18 protein-coding genes and 1 tRNA gene are annotated in these 19,751 nt (G+C 66.8%); 11 read left to right on the forward strand and 8 right to left on the reverse strand.

Annotated elements, in window-relative coordinates:
* Positions 1–109 precede the first annotated feature (109 nt).
* The 3 genes from OHQ90_RS06085 to OHQ90_RS06095 all read right to left on the reverse strand — a co-directional run bounded on the left by OHQ90_RS06085 (position 110) and on the right by OHQ90_RS06095 (position 2,357).
* On the reverse strand, positions 110–877 hold the full coding sequence (locus OHQ90_RS06085; RefSeq protein WP_328408114.1) for a VOC family protein: 768 nt from the start codon (positions 875–877) through the stop codon (positions 110–112).
* 288 nt (positions 878–1,165) lie between these two features.
* On the reverse strand, positions 1,166–1,894 hold the full coding sequence (locus tag OHQ90_RS06090; RefSeq protein ID WP_328408116.1) for a maleylpyruvate isomerase family mycothiol-dependent enzyme: 729 nt from the start codon (positions 1,892–1,894) through the stop codon (positions 1,166–1,168).
* Between the two features lie 70 nt (positions 1,895–1,964).
* Entirely contained in the window at positions 1,965–2,357 is a 393-nt protein-coding gene (locus OHQ90_RS06095; protein WP_328408118.1) for a RidA family protein, read from the reverse strand.
* A gap of 72 nt (positions 2,358–2,429) precedes the next feature.
* Here OHQ90_RS06095 and OHQ90_RS06100 point away from each other — a divergent pair, with 72 nt between their 5' ends.
* Positions 2,430–4,004, forward strand: a complete 1,575-nt coding sequence (locus tag OHQ90_RS06100; RefSeq protein ID WP_328408120.1) for an esterase-like activity of phytase family protein — start codon at positions 2,430–2,432, stop codon at positions 4,002–4,004.
* Here the strand turns inward: OHQ90_RS06100 and OHQ90_RS06105 are convergent.
* The 3 genes from OHQ90_RS06105 to OHQ90_RS06115 form a co-directional block, all read right to left on the reverse strand.
* Positions 4,001–4,708, reverse strand: coding sequence for a DUF998 domain-containing protein (locus OHQ90_RS06105; RefSeq protein WP_328408122.1), 708 nt, complete (start codon positions 4,706–4,708; stop codon positions 4,001–4,003). The two genes, OHQ90_RS06100 and OHQ90_RS06105, sit on opposite strands and share 4 nt — an antisense overlap.
* Positions 4,709–4,977: 269 nt before the next feature.
* Positions 4,978–5,409 (reverse strand): very short patch repair endonuclease, encoded by a 432-nt coding sequence (locus tag OHQ90_RS06110; RefSeq protein ID WP_328408124.1) that lies wholly within the window; start codon positions 5,407–5,409, stop codon positions 4,978–4,980.
* On the reverse strand, positions 5,406–6,560 hold the full coding sequence (locus tag OHQ90_RS06115) for a DNA cytosine methyltransferase (RefSeq protein ID WP_328408126.1): 1,155 nt from the start codon (positions 6,558–6,560) through the stop codon (positions 5,406–5,408). The genes OHQ90_RS06110 and OHQ90_RS06115 overlap by 4 nt, the downstream gene beginning before the upstream one ends.
* A 370-nt stretch (positions 6,561–6,930) precedes the next feature.
* Between OHQ90_RS06115 and OHQ90_RS06120 the strand changes: the two genes are divergently transcribed.
* The 5 genes from OHQ90_RS06120 (at position 6,931) to OHQ90_RS06140 (ending at position 15,042) form a co-directional block, all read left to right on the forward strand.
* Positions 6,931–8,181, forward strand: coding sequence for a KasA/KasB family beta-ketoacyl-ACP synthase (locus OHQ90_RS06120; protein WP_328408128.1), 1,251 nt, complete (start codon positions 6,931–6,933; stop codon positions 8,179–8,181).
* A 100-nt stretch (positions 8,182–8,281) separates the two neighbouring features.
* Complete coding sequence (fadD32, locus tag OHQ90_RS06125; RefSeq protein WP_442941331.1) at positions 8,282–10,198, forward strand: long-chain-fatty-acid--AMP ligase FadD32; 1,917 nt, start codon at positions 8,282–8,284, stop codon at positions 10,196–10,198.
* A gap of 309 nt (positions 10,199–10,507) precedes the next feature.
* Positions 10,508–12,355 carry an ABC transporter ATP-binding protein gene (locus tag OHQ90_RS06130; RefSeq protein WP_328408130.1) on the forward strand — a complete coding sequence of 616 codons (1,848 nt, stop codon included), beginning with the start codon at positions 10,508–10,510 and terminating at the stop codon, positions 12,353–12,355.
* A complete protein-coding gene (locus tag OHQ90_RS06135; protein WP_328408132.1) occupies positions 12,352–14,403 on the forward strand; it encodes an ABC transporter ATP-binding protein in 2,052 nt (683 codons plus the stop codon). The genes OHQ90_RS06130 and OHQ90_RS06135 overlap by 4 nt, the downstream gene beginning before the upstream one ends.
* Positions 14,404–14,526: 123 nt before the next feature.
* Positions 14,527–15,042, forward strand: a complete 516-nt coding sequence (locus tag OHQ90_RS06140; protein ID WP_328412609.1) for a putative glycolipid-binding domain-containing protein — start codon at positions 14,527–14,529, stop codon at positions 15,040–15,042.
* Positions 15,043–15,320: 278 nt separating this feature from the next.
* On the opposite strand, the gene OHQ90_RS06145 is transcribed toward OHQ90_RS06140, so the two are convergent.
* A complete protein-coding gene (locus OHQ90_RS06145; RefSeq protein WP_328408133.1) occupies positions 15,321–16,271 on the reverse strand; it encodes a prephenate dehydrogenase in 951 nt (316 codons plus the stop codon).
* 58 nt (positions 16,272–16,329) lie between these two features.
* Here OHQ90_RS06145 and OHQ90_RS06150 point away from each other — a divergent pair, with 58 nt between their 5' ends.
* The 5 genes from OHQ90_RS06150 to OHQ90_RS06170 all read left to right on the forward strand — a co-directional run bounded on the left by OHQ90_RS06150 (position 16,330) and on the right by OHQ90_RS06170 (position 18,647).
* Entirely contained in the window at positions 16,330–16,869 is a 540-nt protein-coding gene (locus OHQ90_RS06150) for a tRNA adenosine deaminase-associated protein (protein WP_328408135.1), read from the forward strand.
* A 52-nt stretch (positions 16,870–16,921) separates the two neighbouring features.
* A complete protein-coding gene (locus tag OHQ90_RS06155) occupies positions 16,922–17,356 on the forward strand; it encodes a nucleoside deaminase (RefSeq protein WP_328412611.1) in 435 nt (144 codons plus the stop codon).
* 86 nt (positions 17,357–17,442) lie between these two features.
* A tRNA-Ser gene (locus OHQ90_RS06160) sits at positions 17,443–17,533 on the forward strand.
* Positions 17,534–17,989: 456 nt separating this feature from the next.
* Positions 17,990–18,241, forward strand: coding sequence for a type II toxin-antitoxin system Phd/YefM family antitoxin (locus OHQ90_RS06165; protein WP_328408137.1), 252 nt, complete (start codon positions 17,990–17,992; stop codon positions 18,239–18,241).
* Entirely contained in the window at positions 18,234–18,647 is a 414-nt protein-coding gene (locus OHQ90_RS06170) for a type II toxin-antitoxin system VapC family toxin (RefSeq protein ID WP_328408138.1), read from the forward strand. Before OHQ90_RS06165 ends, OHQ90_RS06170 begins: the two co-directional genes overlap by 8 nt.
* Before the next feature lie 145 nt (positions 18,648–18,792).
* Here the strand turns inward: OHQ90_RS06170 and OHQ90_RS06175 are convergent, their stop codons facing one another.
* Positions 18,793–19,551, reverse strand: coding sequence for an SDR family oxidoreductase (locus OHQ90_RS06175; RefSeq protein WP_328408140.1), 759 nt, complete (start codon positions 19,549–19,551; stop codon positions 18,793–18,795).
* Positions 19,552–19,751 lie beyond the last annotated feature (200 nt).

Raw genomic sequence — 19,751 nt, forward strand, 5'->3', positions numbered from 1 at the left:
GGGTTCTGTGGAACCTACTGGTTGGCCCGCAAGGACCGTGCTCGAATCCTTCAGGCGCACAGAGAAACAGCCACCTCAGACGGGGTGGCTGTTTCTTTTCGGCCGTGGCTCAGGACTGCTGGGCCGACTCGATGATGCGGAACTCCGCGCCGAACGGGTCACGCAGTCCGGCCATGCGGCCGAATGGCGTGTCCTGTGCGGGCAGCGTCACGGTGGCGCCCGCGGCGGTGGCGCGTTGCAGAGTCACGTCGGCGTCGGCGACGTCGAAGTAGGTCAGCCAGGCGGATTTGGGCGCGGACGGCTCGCCCTGGATGCCGCCGATGGGCCGTTGGTCGGGGCGATGCAGCACCGTGTAGTCGAAGCCTGCCATCGGTTCCAGCGTGAAGTCGAAGACGGCTGTGTAGAAGTCGCGCGCCGCGTCCGCCTTGGCGGTGACGAGTTCATTCCAGACCATCGAGCCCGGCTCGTTGACGACCTGTGCACCGATGTGCACGCGCGCTTCCCACAGGCCGAACTGGCCGCCGGCCGGATCGATAGCGATGGCCATCCGACCCTGCTCCATGACGTCCATCGGCGCCATCGGGATCTGGCCACCCGCATCGGTGATGCGTTTGGCCGCGCCGTCGCAGTCGTCGGTGGCGAAGTACATATTCCACCAGAAGTCGGTGGCGTCGGGGTCGGAGTTTTTCATCAGTGCGGCCACGGGCTTGCCCTGCACCAGGCACATCGTGTAGTTGCCGGTTTCCGGCGGCCCCTCCTCTCCGAATTCCCACCCGAACACCGCGCCGTAGAACTCCATCGCGCGCCGGTGATCGGGAATACCCAGGTCCACCCAGGTGGGCGTACCGTTCGGCGGAGCTTGCGTGATCACTGTCATAGGACGCTCCTTCGTTGAAGTGCGCTGACATGTACCGTCCCCATCCTCGCCCGCATCCCGCACGAGGTGGCCTATTCCAGCAAAGTCGCGTGTCGAGAGAATCCACGCAGTGGTGGCTCAGTCGTTCCGTCACTTCCAGACGGGAGCTCCTCGATGCAGTCGGTCACGTCTCGATCGTGGCGAGACACTCGATGAGACACAGGTTCGAGCAGCACCCCGATTCTCGCGGCTGTGCTGACGGGAATCATCCGACCAGAACTCGTGGCTTCGCTGTTGCGTTGTGTCACTTCACTTCCAGGCGGGGAGAGCCGGGAGGTCGCCGGTCAGGTCGGCGCCGGTGGACCGGCCGATCAGCCAAGCCAAGAGGGACGTGGCGGGGCCGCTGACGGTGTGCGACGGTGCCTCGGCGCCGATGGTCGCGGTGAAGTCGGTGTCGATGGCGTGGATGGCGAATGCGGTGGTGCCGGGGTCCGATGCGGCGGCTTTGGTGAGGTCGGCGGCGGCTCGGGGAAGTAGGCGGGTCACGAAATCGGTTGGCCAGTCGGCGGGTTGGTAACCGGCAGCCAGGTCGACGTGGTGGATTTCGACCTCCTGTAGCCGCATCCAGATCACCTCGGTAGCGGGGATCGGCCTGCCCTGCCTGGTGCGGACGATGGCCTCCCACGCCTCCGGCGGCGCCGCCATGGCGAGGGTGAGCCAGCGGGTGGCGGCCGCCTCGTTGTCGGCGAGCTGATCGGCCAACGGGCGTGGGGCGCCTGCCTCGATATCGGCATCGCGGATTTGCCTGCTTGCGTACTGGGGCGTCTCGTTGCCGGTGCGGGCCCAGATCAGCAGGTTGACCAGGCTGTCGGCATTGCGGGCCAGGTGGGCGAGTACGTGTCCGCGGGTCCAGCCGGGCAGCAGCGAAGGACCGGTGACATCGCTATCGCCGAGACGGCGTGCGGTGTCGAGGAAGCGGGTCGTCGCCTCGGCGACAGTGTCGAGCTGGACGGTGGTCTCCGGAGCATCGCTTGTCACGATGCCGACCCTAGCGATCCCGGCCCGGCCCCGCCCCGTAAACCGCGGAGTCCCGGGGCTATCACGGTGACTATTCGCCGACGACCGCGTCGGCCTCGATCTCGACCAGCAGTGCCGGGGTGATCAGTGCCTTGATCTCGTACATGGAAGCGGCCGGCCGGATGTCGCCGAAGACCTCCGCGTGCGCCTTGGCGATCTCCGGCCAGCGGGAGATATCGGTGACGAAGATGCGCGTGCGGATCACATCGTCGAGGCTCGCGCCGGCGTCGGTGAGCGCGGAGGCGATGCGGCGCAGGACTTCCCTGGTCTGCTCGCCGATATCGGCGCCGCCGACCGCCCCCCCGCCGGGGAGTGCGGCGGTGGTGCCGCTGACCGCGATCACGTTGCCGAGCCGGACGGCGCGGGAGTAGCCGACGATGTCTTCGAACTCGGAGGCCGAGGCGATATTCACACGAGCAGTCATGACGACAGCATGGCATCGACTCGTCACTCGGACTTCTTTCCAACGTCGGATCGACAAGGTAGGCAGACAGGCGTGAACGCTCATTCTCGTCCTCGCATCGCCGCAGTCGCCGTTCTGTGCGTCGGCGTGCTCGCCGCAGGCTGTTCGGCTTCGGACCCCAAGGTGAACTTCACCGTGGCCGCGGACCAGCCGCTGGTGATCTCCCTGGATGATCTGCTCGGCGCGACGGGTGGCAGTGCCGCCGTCGCCTTCGCCGATCCGCAACACGGCTCGCTCAGCAGGCGCACCAACGGTGCGCTCGTCTACCAGCCGAAGCCCGGCTACACCGGCGCCGACGAATTCGGCGTCACCACAACCGATGCGGTCCGTTTGTACACCACCGACCTGCCGCCGCTCGGCGAGATGGGCGGTGCCACCGTGCAGGCCAGCGGTTTCGGCTCGGCATGGACGCCGGTGCCAGGATCGAAGGACGAGTTCTACGGCCTCACCGACCGCGGTCCGAATGTCGACGGTCCCGGCAAGAACGAGAAGCTTTCGCCGACACCGGGATTCGTTCCCAAGATCGGCCGGTTCAAGCTGGTCGGCAACCGCGCCACGCTGCGGTCCTCGATCGATCTGCACACCGCGAACGGCACCCCGTTCAACGGCCAGGTCGATGTTGCGGCGAGTACCGGTGAAACCATCCGCGACCTCGCGGGCACCGTGTTGCCGCCCACCGATCACGGGCTCGATCCGGAGGGTCTGGTCGCGCTACCCGACGGCAGCTTCTGGGTTTCCGACGAATACGGCCCGTTCCTGGTGCATTTCGATGCCGAGGGCGCCGAGATCGAGCGGCTCGCTCCCGGCGCCGGACTGCCGAAGGAGATTGCGCTGCGCACCCCTAATCAGGGCATGGAGGGTCTGACCAGCACCCCGGACGGCGGCACTCTCGTCGGTATCGTGCAGAGCGGCCTGAAAACCCCCGGGCTGGACGGCTCGGCCAAGGAGGTGCCGATGACCCGCATCGTCACTGTCGACCTGAAAACCAAAGCGCTGCGCGAATTCGTCTACCCGCTGGAGAACCCGAAGCAGACGAAGGTCGCGGTCTCGGAGATCACCGCGCTGAGCCCGACCACCTTCCTGGTCGACGAACGCGACGGCGAGCTGCCGCCCACATCGAACAAGAAGCTGTGGACCATCGACATCTCCGGCGCCACCGATGTCGGCCCGCAGTCGAAGGTGCCCGGCGCGCAATACGATCCAGAACGCGGCGGCCTGCTGATCGACGGCAAGGCGCTGGAGACCCTGGTCGGTACGGTGCCGACCGCCGAGGGCAGTGCGGCACTGAGCCGGGCGGGCGTCAAGCCGGTCGCCAAGACCGAGAACCTGGATCTCACGGCACTGGTCACCGGGCTCAATGCCGACGGCAAGTTCTACGGGCACGACAAAATCGAGGGCATCGCGACCCTGGACGGCGGCAAGACGATCTACATCGCCAACGACAGCGACTTCGGCTTGGCAGGCAGCAAAGGCGAGCAGCCGCCGTTCGCGCTGAAGCCCAAGACCCTGCCGGACGGTGTCCAGGACACCGGCGAGATCCTGCTCGTGGACACCGGCAAGCTGCCCGCGAAGCTCGACAGCCACACGGTGCGCCTACAGGTCGGCTAACTATCCGGGTCGGTCCATTCCCGACCCTCCAGAATCACCGCGGCGGCCAGCGTGATCAGCCACAGCGACATCGATCCGACCTGGATCCGCTGGGCAATGCCGAGCGCGTAATTGCCGGTCAGGTTGTCGGCGACCAGCATCCACACGGTCGCCGCCGACCCGATCACCAGCACAACCAGACCGGCCTCGCGCAGGATCCGCCAGCGGTGGTATCGGAACGCCGCGAGGCTGAAGGCGAAGGCGGCGACCGCGATAGCGGTCACCGCGATGGTGCTCGTCAGCGCGTGCGGCTGATGCAGCTGCGGGAAAAGTTCGCTGCCGCCTCCGCCGCACGCGGCATTGTCCTGCGGGGTGCAGTCGCGCAGCGGCAGCAGTACATCGCCGATGGTCGCGGCGCCGAAACACAACAGCGCCACCCAGCCGGCGGTGGTGAACCTGCGCCGGGGAAACAGCAGTAGCCCGGCAATGGCCGCGGGGATCAGCAATGCGCCGACGATCTTGTCGGCCATCGCGAATACCTCCCGGTGGGGCCGGCCCTCGGCGTCCAGTTCGCTGAGGAAAGAATTCACCGGGTCGACGTCGATGTGCAGGAAGAATTCCAGCAGCCACGACGAATAGCAGAGTCCAGCGATCGCGATGGCCGCTGCGATGAACCAGGAGGCCGCGCGTACGTGCCGTTCGGCGATCTTCCGGCTACCACTCACCCGACCCATTGTCCCGCCTATTGCCGGTCCGGTGATCACCGATCGGTCAGTGTGTCCTAACCAACATGGCTCGTACAGCATTCCCAACCCGCGCACAGGATCCTGTCAGGTCTATCGGACACCCTGTGGGGGAGACAACATCGAAGGAGTTCCCATGATTGCTTTCGCGACAGCCCTGGGCGGGATCGCTGTGATGTCTGCCATGGCGGTGTCGGCCTATCTGGCCGCGCATGCTCCGCGCACCTTGGTCCGGGTGCGCCAGCGGTCATTCAGCGGCCGGCTTCGATAACGGTCTGCACCCGATTCGCCGCCGTCACGGCGTCTTCGTGTTCCCACACCCGAATCACTTGCCAGCCGGCCGCGGCCAGCGCCGAATCGGTGGCGCGGTCCCTCTCCACATTGCCGAGCAGCTTCTGTGCCCACCATTCCGCATTGTTCTTGGGATCGGTGGCGTGCTGCGGACAGCGATGCCAGAAGCATCCGTCGACGTAAACCGCCACCCGCAGCCGGGGAAACACCAGATCGGCCCGGCGGCGCTGACCTGGTAGCGGCGCGCGATCGACGAAATACCGCAATCCCCTCCGGTGCAGTTCCCGGCGCAGAGCAAGTTCCGGCTTGGTTCCGCTGCGCCGCTGCCGCGCCATACGCGCACTCGTCGCCGCGTCGGTCGTCGGCCGCCGTGCCGAAGCGCCCGCACTCATGCCGCCCAGCCGCCCATTCGATCGAGATGGCTTTCCATATCGGCCAGGAAGCCGGGCGGAAATCGCAGACTGCCCATACCGGTTCTGCGCAGAAATCCGGCGGTCGCGCGCGCGGAAAGCAGCCGGGAATCGGTGAGGAAATTGCCGAGATCCTCATACGGCTCGTGCACCGGCCAGGTCGACACCGGCACCCGGTGGGCAACACCGCAGCGACCCCACGCGGCGGTCGGCCACGGCTGGCCGGGTGCCAGCGGCTGATCGTCGGGAATCGCACCGAGCGGATCGGCGAGGCGCGCGCCGACCCACTCCGCCATCCGGACATTCACGGCATTGCCGACCAGCTTCCAGCGATGCCCCTGCCGAATACCCGGCGCATCGGTTGCGGGCGCGGTCCAGTCGGAATCGAAGCCCTGCAAGCGTTCTCCGTCGACGATGCCCGGCGTGACCACCTCCCCGGACGGCAGCCGCACCGCGGGCGGGCTTGCGATGCCGAGCGCGGAGCCGCCCTTGATGGTGGGGATCGCGTTCACCGCCCAGCCGAGTCCGCGCACGCCTTCGGTCCAGTAGAAGCCGCACGGATCTCGTTCGGGATCGCCGACGGTCCGCTCGCCCGCGTCGTCGCCGAAAAGAACCTGGCGCGGGTCCTCGGTGCGGGAGGCGAGCATCAGCACCCGCTGCCGACGCTGCGGCAGCCCGAATGCGCGCGCGTCCACCACCCGATAGGCCCAGGTGTATCCGAGCTCCTCGAGCGCCGCGGTGATGTGCCGCATCGCCGCGCCACGACCGAGCTGCAACATGAACGGCACGTTTTCGATCAGCAGCCAGCGCGGCCCGCGCCTGCGGCGCACCAGCCGGAACACCTCGTCGACAAGGCCGGAGCGTTTACCGGTGATGCCCGCGGTGCGTCCGGCCTGCGAGAGGTCCTGGCAGGGAAAGCCCGCGGCGACGAGTTCGGTGCCTGCGGGGATGGCCCGCAGCGTGGTGATGTCGCTGTGCAACGGCACATCGGGAAAGCGCGCGGCGAGCACAGCCTGGGCGCCCGGCTCGATCTCGCAGAGCAATTCGGTGTCCCAGCCGTGCGTGCCGAGTCCGAGCTCGAGCCCGCCGATACCGGCGAACAGCCCGACCATCCGCCCGCGCGTCACAGTCATCCCTTTCCGCGATCCCACGATGGGCGCTGGTCGGCCGTAGCGATCGCTTGCAGGTCGCTCGAAAAGGACCAGCAGCTAATGCGAACCAGCAGCGATTGCTTGCGGCGATTGCGCTCCGTGCTCGCACAGCAGGTTACTCGAGTCGGGATCTCGGTGCCGGCCGCCCACCCGGCCGCCCACCCGGCCGCGTGTCCAGCACCGAGATCCGGACGCGCGCACCGATAATGCCAATGGGCTATCGGCCGGGTATCGTCATGGCCGTTCGACGGCAGGAGGCGAATCTGCTCCTGGCCACTGCTGACCTTCCGGCGCTCCAGCGTCGACGCGCAGTTCCCGGTTTATCCCAAGTGACGCCAGGAAAGTGAGCGATATGCAGATTCCGTCCACCAAGAATGGGGCCTACCCCAGCGTTGTGGTCACCAGTCTCGCGGCGACCACCTCGATCGCCGGTGATGTCGATTCCACCTGGAAGGGCTTGCTCAATGGGGAGAGCGGCATCGACATCCTCGAGGACGCCTTCATCGAGGATTTCGGTCTCCCTGTCCGTATCGGCGGCCATCTGAAGGTAGCGCCGAGTGCGGTTCTGACCAGGGCCGAGACGCGGTCCATGTCCTATGTGGAGCAGATGGCCATCTGCCTCTGCCGCGAAGTCTGGCGCAATGCGGGCAGCCCGGAGGTGGACAGGGACCGCCTCGGCGTCGCGATCGGCACCGGCCTCGGCGGCGCCGAGGCCATCGTCGACGCCCGCGACAAAATGGAAAACGGTGGCTACCGCAAGGTTTCGCCACTCACCGTGCAGGCGATCATGCCCAACGGCGCTGCCGCCTGCGTCGGCTTGGAGCTCGGTGCCCGAGCCGGTGTCGTGACGCCGGTGTCGGCGTGTTCGTCCGGGTCGGAGGCGATCGCCAACGCGTGGCGGATGATCGTGATGGGCGATGCCGACATGGTTGTCACCGGCGGCGTCGAGGGCTCCATACAGGCGCTGCCGATCGCGGCATTCACCATGATGCGCGCGATGAGTACGCGCAACGACGACCCGAAGTGCGCGTCGCGGCCGTTCGACGTCGATCGCGACGGCTTCGTCTTCGGCGAGGCAGGCGCGATGATGATCGTCGAGACCGAGGAGCACGCCAAAGCGCGCGGCGCGACCATCCACGCGCGGCTGATGGGTGCGGGGATCACCTCCGACGGTTTCCATCTGGTTGCTCCCGACCCCGAGGGTTCCGGCGCAGCGCGTGCGATGACCAGGGCGCTGCAGAGCGCCGGATTGACCAAACACGATGTCGACCACATCAATGCCCATGCGACCGCGACACCGATCGGTGACACTGCCGAGGCGCTCGCGATCAGCAAGGCGATCGGCAACCATGCGTCGGTGTACGCGCCGAAATCGGCACTCGGACATTCCATCGGCGCCGTCGGCGCGCTCGAGTCGGTGATCACCGTGCTCTCGGTGCGTGACGCCATCGTCCCGCCGACGCTGAACCTGGAGAATCAGGATCCGGAAGTCGACCTCGACATCGTCAGGGGTCAGGCAAGGGCCGGGCGCATCGAGTACGCCGTGAACAACTCTTTCGGCTTCGGTGGGCACAACGTCGCACTCACTTTCGGCCGGTACTGAGTGACCCGGGGCCACCGGACCTGCTAATCTTCCCGGCGCTCCGGTGTCTGTCTGTGTTCAGTGTCATGGCTTAGTGCGTGCGTTGGAAAAGGATAAGGCGATGATCGGCGAAACCTTCGACGACTATTTGGACGAGCAGGGCAATATCAAGATCTTGGGTGACAAGACCTTGATCGACTTCGTCGACAAGCACAGCGCGGAGAACGGTGACGGACTCGCGTACCGCTTTATCGACTACTCGCGGGAACGCGATGGTGAGTACCTGGAACTGACCTGGCGCGAGTTCGGTGTCCGGCTGCGGGCGGTCGCTGCTCGACTTCAGCAGGTGTCGAAGCCGGGTGATCGGGTGGCGATCCTTGCCCCGCAGGGCCTCGACTACGTCGTGGCGATCTTCGCGGCTGTCTACGCGGGCAATATCGCGGTGCCGCTGTTCGACCCCGAAGAGCAGGGTCACACCGATCGCCTACACGCGGTGCTCGGTGACTGCGCGCCCGCGGCGATTCTGACGGTCGGATCCGCTGCGGCGGGGGTGCGGAACCTCTTCCGGCATCTGCCCGCGGGGCAGCGTCCGCGCTTCATCGCCGTCGACGCGATCCCCGACAGCGTCGGTGCGGCGTGGGTGCGGCCGAAGATCAATATCGACAGTGTCGCCTATCTGCAGTACACCTCGGGGTCGACGCGGACGCCTGCGGGTGTGGCGATCACCCACCGCTCGGTCGGCACGAACCTGCTGCAGATGATCGATGCCATCGGCGTCACCGAGAACTCGCGCGGCGTCACCTGGCTGCCGCTGTTCCACGACATGGGTCTGCTGTGCGTGATCCTGCCGACCATCGGCGGCGGCTTCATCACGATCATGTCGCCGAGCGCGTTCGTGCGTCGACCCTATCGCTGGATCAAGGAATTGGCTGCCGCCTCCGACGGTGCGGGAACCTTCGCCGCCGCACCGAATTTCGCGTTCGAGCATGCCGCGGCCCGGGGCAAGCCGAAGCCGGGCGAGGCGCTGGATCTGTCCAATGTGATCGGCTTGATCAACGGCAGTGAGCCGGTATCGGTGTCGTCGATGAAGAAGTTCAACGAGGCGTTCGGGCCCTACGGTCTGCCGAAAACCACCATCAAGCCGTGCTACGGCATGGCGGAGGCAACGCTGTTCGTCTCGGCGACCAAGGCCGAGGACGAGGCCAAGGTGGTCTATGTGGATCGTGGCGAGCTCAACGGCGGACGCATGGTCGAGGTCGAGCCGGGCACCGACAATGCGATCGCCCAGGTTTCGTGCGGCTACGTCGCGCTGTCGCAGTGGGCGGTGATCGTCGATCCGGAGTCCGGCATCGAGCGCGCCGACGGCGAGGTCGGCGAGATCTGGCTGCACGGCGAGAATATGGGCATCGGTTATTGGGGTCACCCAGAGGAATCCGTCGCGACTTTCCAGAACAGGCTCACCAAGCGGCTACCCGACGGCAGTCATGCCCAGGGCACCGCTTCGGACGCGAAGTGGATGCGCACCGGCGATTTCGGTGCCTACTTCGACGGCGAGCTGTTCATCACCGGCCGGGTCAAGGATCTGGTGATCGTCGACGGCCGCAACCACTACCCGCAGGATCTGGAGTTCTCGGCGCAGGAATCCAGCACCGCGCTGCGCCCGGGATTCGTCGCGGCGTTCTCGGTGCCTGCGAACCAGTTGCCCGCGTTGGTGTTCGAGCAGGGCAGTCGCGCCGGTCTGAACTACGACGCCGAGGACACCTCCGAGCAGTTGGTCATCGTCGCCGAGCGTGGGTCCGGCGCGGGCAAGCTGGACCCGCAGCCGGTCGCGGACATCGTGCGTGTGGCCATCGCGCAACGGCACGGCGTCACCGTCCGCGACGTGCTGCTGGTGCCCGCGGGTTCCATCCCGCGCACCTCCAGCGGCAAGATCGCCCGCCGCGCCTGCCGGGCCGCCTATCTCGAGGGCACCCTGCGCGGCGGATATCAGCAGCAGGCCTTCCCGGACGCGCCGGACGATCAGCAGACGGCCGTGTGAGAAACCGCCGCTACAACCGGGTTTCGTCGGTGTAGTCGAATTCGCGGACCTCGGCGCCCAGGATCTGGGCGTCGAGTTCGCCTTCGGTGCCGGCGCCGCGGAACCGGTCGAGCGCGGTCCGGGTGGACCAGCGCTAGCGCGACTTCCTTTACAAATACCGACGCGCCGGTCGCTGACCAGCCGGAAAATCGGTTGGCCGGAGCGCGCGTCGATGCGACGCTGGATTGTCGGACCCCGATGCGAACATCATGGGAGGGTCCGTTCGCGACACCGCCGATCCACGGACCACGAGGGGGAGCCTTGTCTGTCATGCTCGAACGGCCGTCGGCCGAACCGGAGGCCGATAGACCGGAGCGGCTCGATGCCGCCGCGCCTGGACGCTTGCAATCGCTGCGTCGGTTTCTGCCCTACCTCCGGCCGTATCGCGCCGCACTGATCGGGGCGACGGCGCTTGCCGTAGTCGCCACCCTGACCGCGATCGTGATCCCGCTGCTGATCGCGCGCATCATCGATGGCCCGATCGCCCATCGCGATTTCTCCGGTGCGGTCCTGCCGGTGCTGGCGGTGCTGACACTCGGCCTGCTGGAGGCACTCGGCGTGTGGGGACGCCGATGGCTGGTTTCCAAGCCCGCGACGCATTTCGAAATCACGATGCGCGCCAAGATCTTCCGCAAGCTGCAGTCGCTGGCGATCGGACGCCATGACGCCTGGGAATCGGGACAGCTGCTCTCCCGCGCGATCGATGATCTGGCCACGCTGCGCCGGTTCGTCGCGTTCGCGGGCCCGTTCCTGGTGCTGCACTTCGTCATCATTCCGGTCGGCCTGCTCGTGTTGTGTGCGCTGAGCTGGCAGATCGGGTTGATCTTCGGGATCATCTCGATCCCGCTGGTGTACATCTGCACGCGGTTCGTGCGGCGCTACGAGGTGGCGTCGCGCCGCTCACAGGACCAGTCCGGCGATCTGGCGACAACGGCCGAGGAGTCGGCGCAGGGCGTCCGGGTGCTGAAAGCGTTCGGCCGCGGCGTGTTCTTCGGCGGGCGCTTCACCGCACAGTCGCGCGAACTGCAGCAGACCGAACTGCTCAAGGTCCGGTTGGACGCGACACTGTGGTCGGCGATGATGAGCCTGCCGCAGCTGGCGATCGCGTTCGCGCTCGGCTACGGCGGCTACGCCGTCGCGCACGGCACGATGACGCTCGGCACCTTGGTCGCGGCCATTACGCTGTCGACGTTCCTGCAGTGGCCGATCATCTGGACCGGATTCCTGCTTGCCGAGCTCAACGATTCGCGCACCGCGGCGGACCGGTACTGGGAGATCATCGACACTCCGGTCGACATCACCGATCCGGCCGACCCGGTAGAGCTGCCCGCGCACATCGCGGGCGAGCTGACCTTGGACGGTGTGCGGTTCGCCTTCCCCGACGCGAAAGGGGAGGTGCTGCACGATGTCTCGCTGAAGGTGCGTCCCGGTGAAACGGTGGCGCTCGTCGGCGCGACGGGCAGCGGAAAAACCGCGCTGCTCAACCTGATTCCGCGGCTCTACGACGTCTCCGACGGTGTCATCACCATCGACGGCATCGATATCTCCGCGATGCGGTTGTCGGATCTGCGGTCGCTGGTCTCGGTGGCATTCGAGGATCCGGTGCTGTTCTCGGCGAGCGTGCGGGAGAACGTCGCGCTCGGTGACCCCGAGGCCACCGATGCGGATGTGCACCGCGCGCTCGACATCGCCCAGGCCGCGGAGTTCGTGGATGACCTGCCGTGGGGGTTCGACACCAGGATCGGTGAGCAAGGGCTCAGCCTCTCCGGCGGTCAACGTCAGCGGCTCGCGCTGGCTCGTGCGGTGCTCGGCCCTGTCAGCGACAACGTACAGACCACTCGACATGGTCGGCAGGGCGTGGGTGATCGGACCCGGATCATGGTGCTCGACGACCCGCTGTCGGCACTCGACGTGGAAACCGAAGAGCGCGTGCAGGAACGGCTGCGCACCGTGTTGGCGGGAGCGACCACGCTGCTCGTCGCGCATCGGCCGTCCACGGCGGCGTTGGCCGACCGGGTCGCGGTGCTCGCCGACGGCCGGATCGTCGCCGAAGGCTCCCACGATCAATTACTGAAGACCAACAGCCGCTATCGCGAGCTGATGGGAGGTGAATCATGACGACGGAAGCGGAGGCGACCACGCCGCGCGAGGCCGAACCGGCCACCCGGGATTCGGTCGCCGATTGGCGCGGCATCGCCAGCGAGGACAAAGAGGTCACCCAGACCGGAAACCTGGTGCTGGCCGGTCGATCCCGGCGACTGCTGCTCGACCTGGTCCAGCCGTACCGCAAGATCGCGGTGCTCGCCATGGTGCTGATCGTGGTGGACAACGCCGCGATGGTTTCGGCGCCGCTGTTCATCGCGCACGGTCTCGACACCGGGATCGCCGAAGGAGCCCGGGGCAACTGGACTCCGTTGGCGCTCACCGTCGTCGGTTACCTCGGCACGGTCGGCCTCGGCGTGCTCACCACGTTCTTCTTCCTGCGGGTTTCCGGCAATCTGAGTCAGAGCGTGCTGTTCGACCTGCGGGTCCGCTCGTTCGAGCACATGCAGCGGCTCAGCGTCGCCTTCCACGAGAAGTACACCTCGGGCAAGGTTGTCGCCCGGTTGACCGGCGATATCGAGACACTCCAGGAACTGCTGGAGAGCGCGCTGAATCAGGCACTGAGCGCAATCCTTTCGGTGCTCACCATCGCGGTCCTGCTGGTCTATCTCGATCAGACACTCGCCGCGATCGTGCTCGTCGGTTTCGTCCCACTGGTGCTCGTCACCCGCTGGGCGCAGCGCAGGCAGCGCGCGGGCTATCGACGTACGCGCGGCGCCATAGCGAAGGTCGTCGTGCAGTTCGTCGAGTCGATGGGCGGCATCCGCGCCGTGCAGACCTTCCGGCGCGAACGGCGCAACGAATCGGTGCTGGCACTGGAGGATTCGGAGTATCGGCAGGCCACCACCGCCGCCATGCGCGGCATGGGCGACTACGCCGGACTCACCCGGCTGCTCGGCAACCTGACCACCGTGATCGTCATCGTGGTCGGTGCGTGGCGGGTGATCGAGGGTGACCTCGCGGTCGGTGTCCTCGCCGCGTACCTGCTGTACCTCAATGAGTTCTACGGTCCGCTCGACGAACTGGCCCAGGTCTTCAACTCCTATCAGTCCGCGGCGGCGGCGCTGGAGAAGATCTCCGGTGTGCTGGAGGAGGAGCCGTCGGTGCCGGAACCGACCGAGCCGACATCGCTCGGTAAGGCCCAGGGCGCGGTCCGGATGGATCGCGTGTGGTTCGGATACGACTCCAGTGCGAACCGGCCCGCGGAGACCGGTACGAAGCAGCAGGTCGACGGCGGTGTGAATGCGCTGCCCGACGATGCCGAGCCGCTGCCCGAGGTGGGCACAGCCGTGTCCGCGATCGGGGGCGAGGCCACAAAGACGTTGCAGCCCAACGGTATAACGCTCGACAAGGCATCGAAGCCGGGAGGCGGGACCCGCACTGTGCTGCCGGAGTTCACCTTGGACATCCCGGCGGGCCAGGTGATGGCCCTGGTCGGCGCGACCGGTGCCGGCAAGTCGACGCTGGCCAAGCTGCTGACACGTTTCTACGATCCGTCCGGTGGCACGGTGACCCTGGACGGCATCGACCTGCGCAAGTTGACCGATGTCGACCTGCGGCGCAATATTGTGATGGTGACCCAGGAGTCGTACCTGTTCTCCGGATCGGTGGCCGACAACATCCGGCTCGGCAGACCCGAGGCCACCGACGAGGAGGTGTACGCGGCGGCCCGCGCGATCGGACTGTACGACTTCGTGCAGGCGTTGCCCGAGGGTTTCGACACCGACGTGCGCAAGCGCGGCGGCAGGCTCTCGGCGGGCCAGCGGCAGTTGGTGTCATTCGCGAGGGTGTTCCTAGCGGATCCCGCGGTGATCGTGCTGGACGAGGCCACTTCGAGCCTGGACATCCCGAGCGAGCGGCTGGTCCAGCAGGCACTGGAAACGGTGCTGCGCGACCGCACCGCGGTGATCATCGCGCACCGGCTCTCCACTGTCGCCATCGCCGACCGGGTGCTGGTGCTGGAATCCGGCAGGATCGTCGAGGACGGCACCCCCGAAGCCCTGATCGGGGGCACCGGACGGTTCGCCGGTCTGCATGCGGCCTGGCGCGAGTCGCTGGTGTGACGCGGGGCAGACGGCTGCGTCCCTTACGGTAGATACGTGACGAACCCAGCCTCTGGCCCTGACAGCCAACCGGCATCGCGGTGGCCGGCGATTCTCACCTGGCGTGCGCACAACGCAGTGCGGATGGAGTCGGTGCGTGTGACGCTCAACGGCAACCGCATCCGCGCCGCGGGCCGGATGATCGCTGGCGCCTGCGCGGACCATCCCCCCTTCAGCGCCTCCTACGATCTGGTCACCGACGAGAACGGCGTCACCAAGCGGCTGTCGCTGCGCAGCACCACTGCGGCGGGGGAGCGGCACGCGTCCATCGCACGCGATGAAGAGAACTACTGGCTGGTGGATGCGGGTGGCAGCCACGTGCGCTCCACCTTCGCGGGTGCGCTCGATGTGGATGTGGTGCTGAGTCCGTTCTTCAACACCCTGCCGATCCGCCGCTTCGGCCTGCAGCACGCAGTCGGCGATGTCCAGGTGCCGGTCGTCTACGTCCGCCTCCCCGACCTGCTCGTCCAGGAAGCCAGCCTCACCTACAGCAGCGGCACGGACGGGATCAGCGTCCTGTCGCCGGTTTCCAGCGCCACTGTCACCGTCGACGCCGACGGCTTCCTGCTGGACTACCCCGGCCTGGCCGAGCGAATTTGACGGCAGCCCGCCTGTCGGTGACCCATGACCAGCAGCACGGTTGATCGCCCCCACCAGGCCCGGTCCACTCGTGGACGACTGTCGGCGCGGACGCCTTTCCCCTCGGCGCTAATGCTGCGCATCGAGCCGAAGCTGCCTGCGTAGGTCGAGCCTCGATCAACATCGCATCGGCCGAACATTCGGCCCATCAATCCAGCTGAACCGATGACGCCGTGCTGGATTCTGCACGCAACATCCTGTGCATCAACCAGCATCGCGATCGGCCGGGTGACCGATCATCAGTCCAGACTGGTGATAACGCCACCGCGCCGACCAGCTTCGCGCAACTGCCCCAGCCAGTCCTGCTTGCCAGGGTGGACACCGGTGATCTCCCAGCGTTGCGCCGTTTCGTAGCGCTGCCGTGCCGCGAACCCGGCGTCGACGAGATCCGCAAGCGATCCTGTCTCGCGCAGGCTGTCGCGGGCGGCGGCGAGCACCGCGAGCGTGACGTCCAACGTGGCGAGCAGCGCCGCGGAATTCGGTTCACAGATCGCGCGCACCAGGCCCGGCGCGGTTCCCGCCACTCTGGTGCCATCGCGGAACGAGCCCGCCGCGAGCCCGAGCGCCAGCTCCCCGCCGCCGTCACCCGCGATCGCGAGCGCCTCGGCCAGCACATGTGGCAGGTGCGAAATCCGGGCGACGGCGCTGTCGTGCTCGTCCGCGACAACCGGCACGACCACCGAACCGCAGGCCAGCGCCAGCCGCACCACGCGCGTCCACGGTTCCGGGTGCGTGCCCTCGTCGACGCCGACCGCCCACGCCGCGCCTCGGAACAGACCCGGATCAGTGGCGGCCCAGCCGGATTCGGAGGTGCCCGCCATCGGATGGCCGCCCACATAGCGCGCGGACAGTCCGTGTTTGTGTACGGCCGCCGCCACCGGAGCCTTCACGCTCACCACATCGGTGAGCGTGCACCTGGGCGCGAAGGCGGAAACCTCTGTGAGGATGTGGTCGACCGCGGGCATCGGCACCGCGACGACGATCGTCGCGTCGGTGTCCGCGGCCCTGGTCAACACACCGAGCAGATCGCCGGTGACATCGAATCCGTCGGCGCGTGCGGCCTGCGCACCCGGCTCCGATCGGTTGTATCCCCAGGCGTCGAAGCCCGCGCCGGCGGCGGCGCGGAGCAGGGAACCACCGATCAAGCCCGTCCCGAGGACGCACACGGGTGCTTTCTGGTCACGAGTCACCGGAACAGATTCGCATACGACTTCAACATTTCGGCTCGAGCCGACTACCGTTGCGGCCATGGCAGCACAGCGCTCGGGCACGAACAGGGCGGCGTCGGATGATTACGACGACGTGGAAGGGTTCGCAGTGGCCGTTGTCCGCGAAGAAGGACAATGGCGGTGTAGTCCGCTGAGTTCGGCTGCACTCACCGATCTGTCCGCGGCGGAGAACGAGCTCAAGGCATTGCGCAGTTCAGGCGCGGTGTTCGGACTACTCGACATCGATGACGAGTTCTTCATCGTGCTCCGGCCCGCACCCAGCGGCACCCGCATGCTGGTCTCGGACGCGACCGCCGCGATCGACTACGACATCGCCGCCGATGTGCTCGAGGCTCTCAATGTCGAAATCCCGGATATCGACCCCGACGAACTCGACGACATCGAGCCATGGGAGGAAGGCGACCTCGGCGTCCTCGCCGATCTCGGCCTGCCCGAACCTGTGCTCAGCGTGATCCTCGCCGAGACCGACCTGTACCCGGATGAACAGCTCGGCATGATCGCCCAGCGGCTCGGCTTCGCCAACGAGCTGTCGGCCGTGCTGGACAAGCTGCCGCGCTAACAGTGTGTCGGCCGACGTGGGCTTGCTGAGAGACGGTCTCTCCGACTTCGAGATGGTGCGCGCCGCGATCGCCGCCGCCGGCGACGCGGGTGTCCGCGACGTGCCGGTGGGCGCCGTCGTGTTCGATTCGGCAGGCCGCGAGCTCGCCCGCGCGGCCAATGCGCGCGAAGCCCTCGGCGACCCGACCGCACACGCGGAAATCCTCGCCCTGCGCCGCGCCGCCGAGGTGCACGGTGATGGGTGGCGCCTGGAAGGCATGACCCTCGCGGTCACCCTGGAACCGTGCACCATGTGCGCGGGCGCGCTGGTGCTCGCCCGCGTCGCCCGCGTCGTATTCGGCGCATGGGAACCCAAAACCGGCGCCGTCGGCTCACTCTGGGATGTAGTCCGCGACCGCCGCCTCAACCACCGCCCCGAGGTGCGCGGCGGCGTGCTCGAGCAGGAGTGCGTGGCGCTCCTCGACGACTTCTTCCGTGCCCAACGTTGACTCGATGTAGCGGGCCGCCAAAGCTCCGCTTTCCCACCTCTCCAGGCGATTTATCGATCCGGCGGTGGTCCGGTATGGTTGTCGGCGGTGGCGTGTCCGAGCGGCCTAAGGAGCACGCCTCGAAAGCGTGTGAGGGGTAACCCCCCTCCGAGGGTTCAAATCCCTCCGCCACCGCCAAAGCCCTTCACCTGTTCACGCAGGTGAAGGGCTATTTTCTTCTCTGTAGTAGGGGATTTAGTCTTGGCCGCGTTGACCGGTCGACACGTCCCTCGACCAGATGCGAGGTACTCGGCGAGGCCACCGCGCGCGGGCAGCCGCGAGATTCGGCCATCTGTCAAGCTTTTCGTCGGTCTTGAAGACACGGTCCACCCATCCGTCATCGGTGGCGTAGGACCCGAACATGTCCGCGACCGGCTCTGCGTCAGCGACGCCGTACCCGGCTCCTACGAAGGTCAGCGCACTCGCAAACAGCGGAGCGGCGCCAAGACGCAGAGTTCGGCCCCAGGGTGGGGTGCCGATTGGCGAGGGCGATCTGCCAGGGGTGTCCGAGTCCGGCGTTCGCCAACCGCGACCTACTCGCGAGCATTCTGTAGCATTCTGTACACCATGTAGCAGTTTGGGTAGCCTGGGGGTATGAAAACGATCCAGCAACGCGACCTCCGCAACGACAGCGGCAAGGTCCTCGCTGCTGTCGAAGCCGGCGAGAGCTTCACCATCACCCGCAATGGCAAACCTGTCGCCGAACTCAAGCCCCTCACACGGCGAACCTTCGTGCCCATCGCCGAACTCGCCCGCACCAGCGCCCACGTGCCGCGTATCGACTACAACGAGTGGCGTGCCGGCATGGATGCGATGATCGACCAGGAGATCCCTGGCCGTGAATGAACCCACCATCCCCCGGCACGTGCTGCTCGACACATCGGTCCTTATCGATTTCCCCGAGGTGCAATCAGCGCTGCCCGATGAAGCGGAAGCCGCCATCAGTGCGATAAGTCTTGCCGAACTCGCCGCGGGACTGCACTCCACCAAAGATCCGATGAAACAAGCCCAACGCCAACTCCAGTTTCAGTGGGTCGCGAAATCGTTCAACCCACTCGCGTTCGACGCCGAGACGGCCAACGTGTACGGGTCGTTGGCCTTTCTCCTCGAGCAGATCGGGCGTAAACCCCGAGGACGAGTGGCCGACCTCCAGATAGCAGCTACAGCAGTCCAGTACAGCTTGCCGCTGTACACCCGCAACCCAGACGACTTCAAGGGGCTCGGACCGCTGCTGAACGTCGTCGCGGTGTAGACGGGCGCAGGGCAGCGGGCGGCCCGTCTGGTGGGCGCAACGGGACCGCATTTGCTGATGTTGATGGACGAGATCGCTCGCTGATCTGATGCAGGTGCGGGCATGTCCACACATCACGTCGACAGGCCGCCGGCCGCGGCGCGGGTTATCGGGCGGGGTAGTGCTCGTCCAGCCATTCGGTGAAGGTTGGACCAGCGAGGACTGCGTCGGGCCCGGGGAGTAGGGCGCCGTTTGCTTGGAGTTCGTGGTTGGGGTCTTCGAGGTCGGTGATTTCTTCGACTCGGGAGGGGGCGCCACGGCGGGCGGCGAGCCGGGATGTGGCGGCGGCGAGGTTGAGCTCTTCCGGGCCGGCTATTTCGATGGTCGTGGTGGGAGCCGTTTCATCGGTGGCGAGTTCGGCCAGTTTTTCGGCGACGGTGCGGGCGGCGACGAGTTGGGTGCGGGTTGCGGGGACGTAGGCCACATCGTCGCGGGTGGTCCAGTCCAGCATCATCTCGGTGAACTCATGGAACTGCGCGGCACGCAGGATCTGTACAGGCACCGGGCCTTCGTTGAGGGTGCGTTCCTGCACGAGTTTTCCGGCGTAGTGACCGGCGGTGAACGGGTCGATGCCGATGATCGAGACCAGGACGATTCGGGTGACGCCGGCCTCGGCCGCTGCTTGTTGCAGGTTTCGGGCAGTGGTGCCGAAGAAGTCTGTCACCGCGTCGGTTTCCGCGGTCGGTGCGTTCACCGCGTCGACGACGACCTGCACACCGGTCAGCGCCTCGGCGAGACCTTCCCCGGTGTAGACGTCGACGCCGGTGGAGCGGGCTATTTCGACTACCTCATGGCCCTGAGTCTCCAGCACATCGACCACCTCGCGGCCGATCCGCCCGCTTGCTCCGGCTACTGCGATCTTCATCGTCTGCTCCTTTATCAGTCTTCTGAGGAACAGACGAAACGTAGCGCCGGAGTGTGACATCGGCATCGATGCGCACGTTGTGCGGCGTTTCTCCGGTCGTGCGGTCCGCGCCACCGCGCGCGCGGGGCTACGGGGACTCGGTGGGCCACGTGGCTGTCGGCCGGAGGATGACTCGAAATCCGGCGGAGGCCCCTGGGTGA

The sequence above is a fragment of the Nocardia sp. NBC_00403 genome (assembly GCF_036046055.1).
GTDB lineage: Bacteria > Actinomycetota > Actinomycetes > Mycobacteriales > Mycobacteriaceae > Nocardia.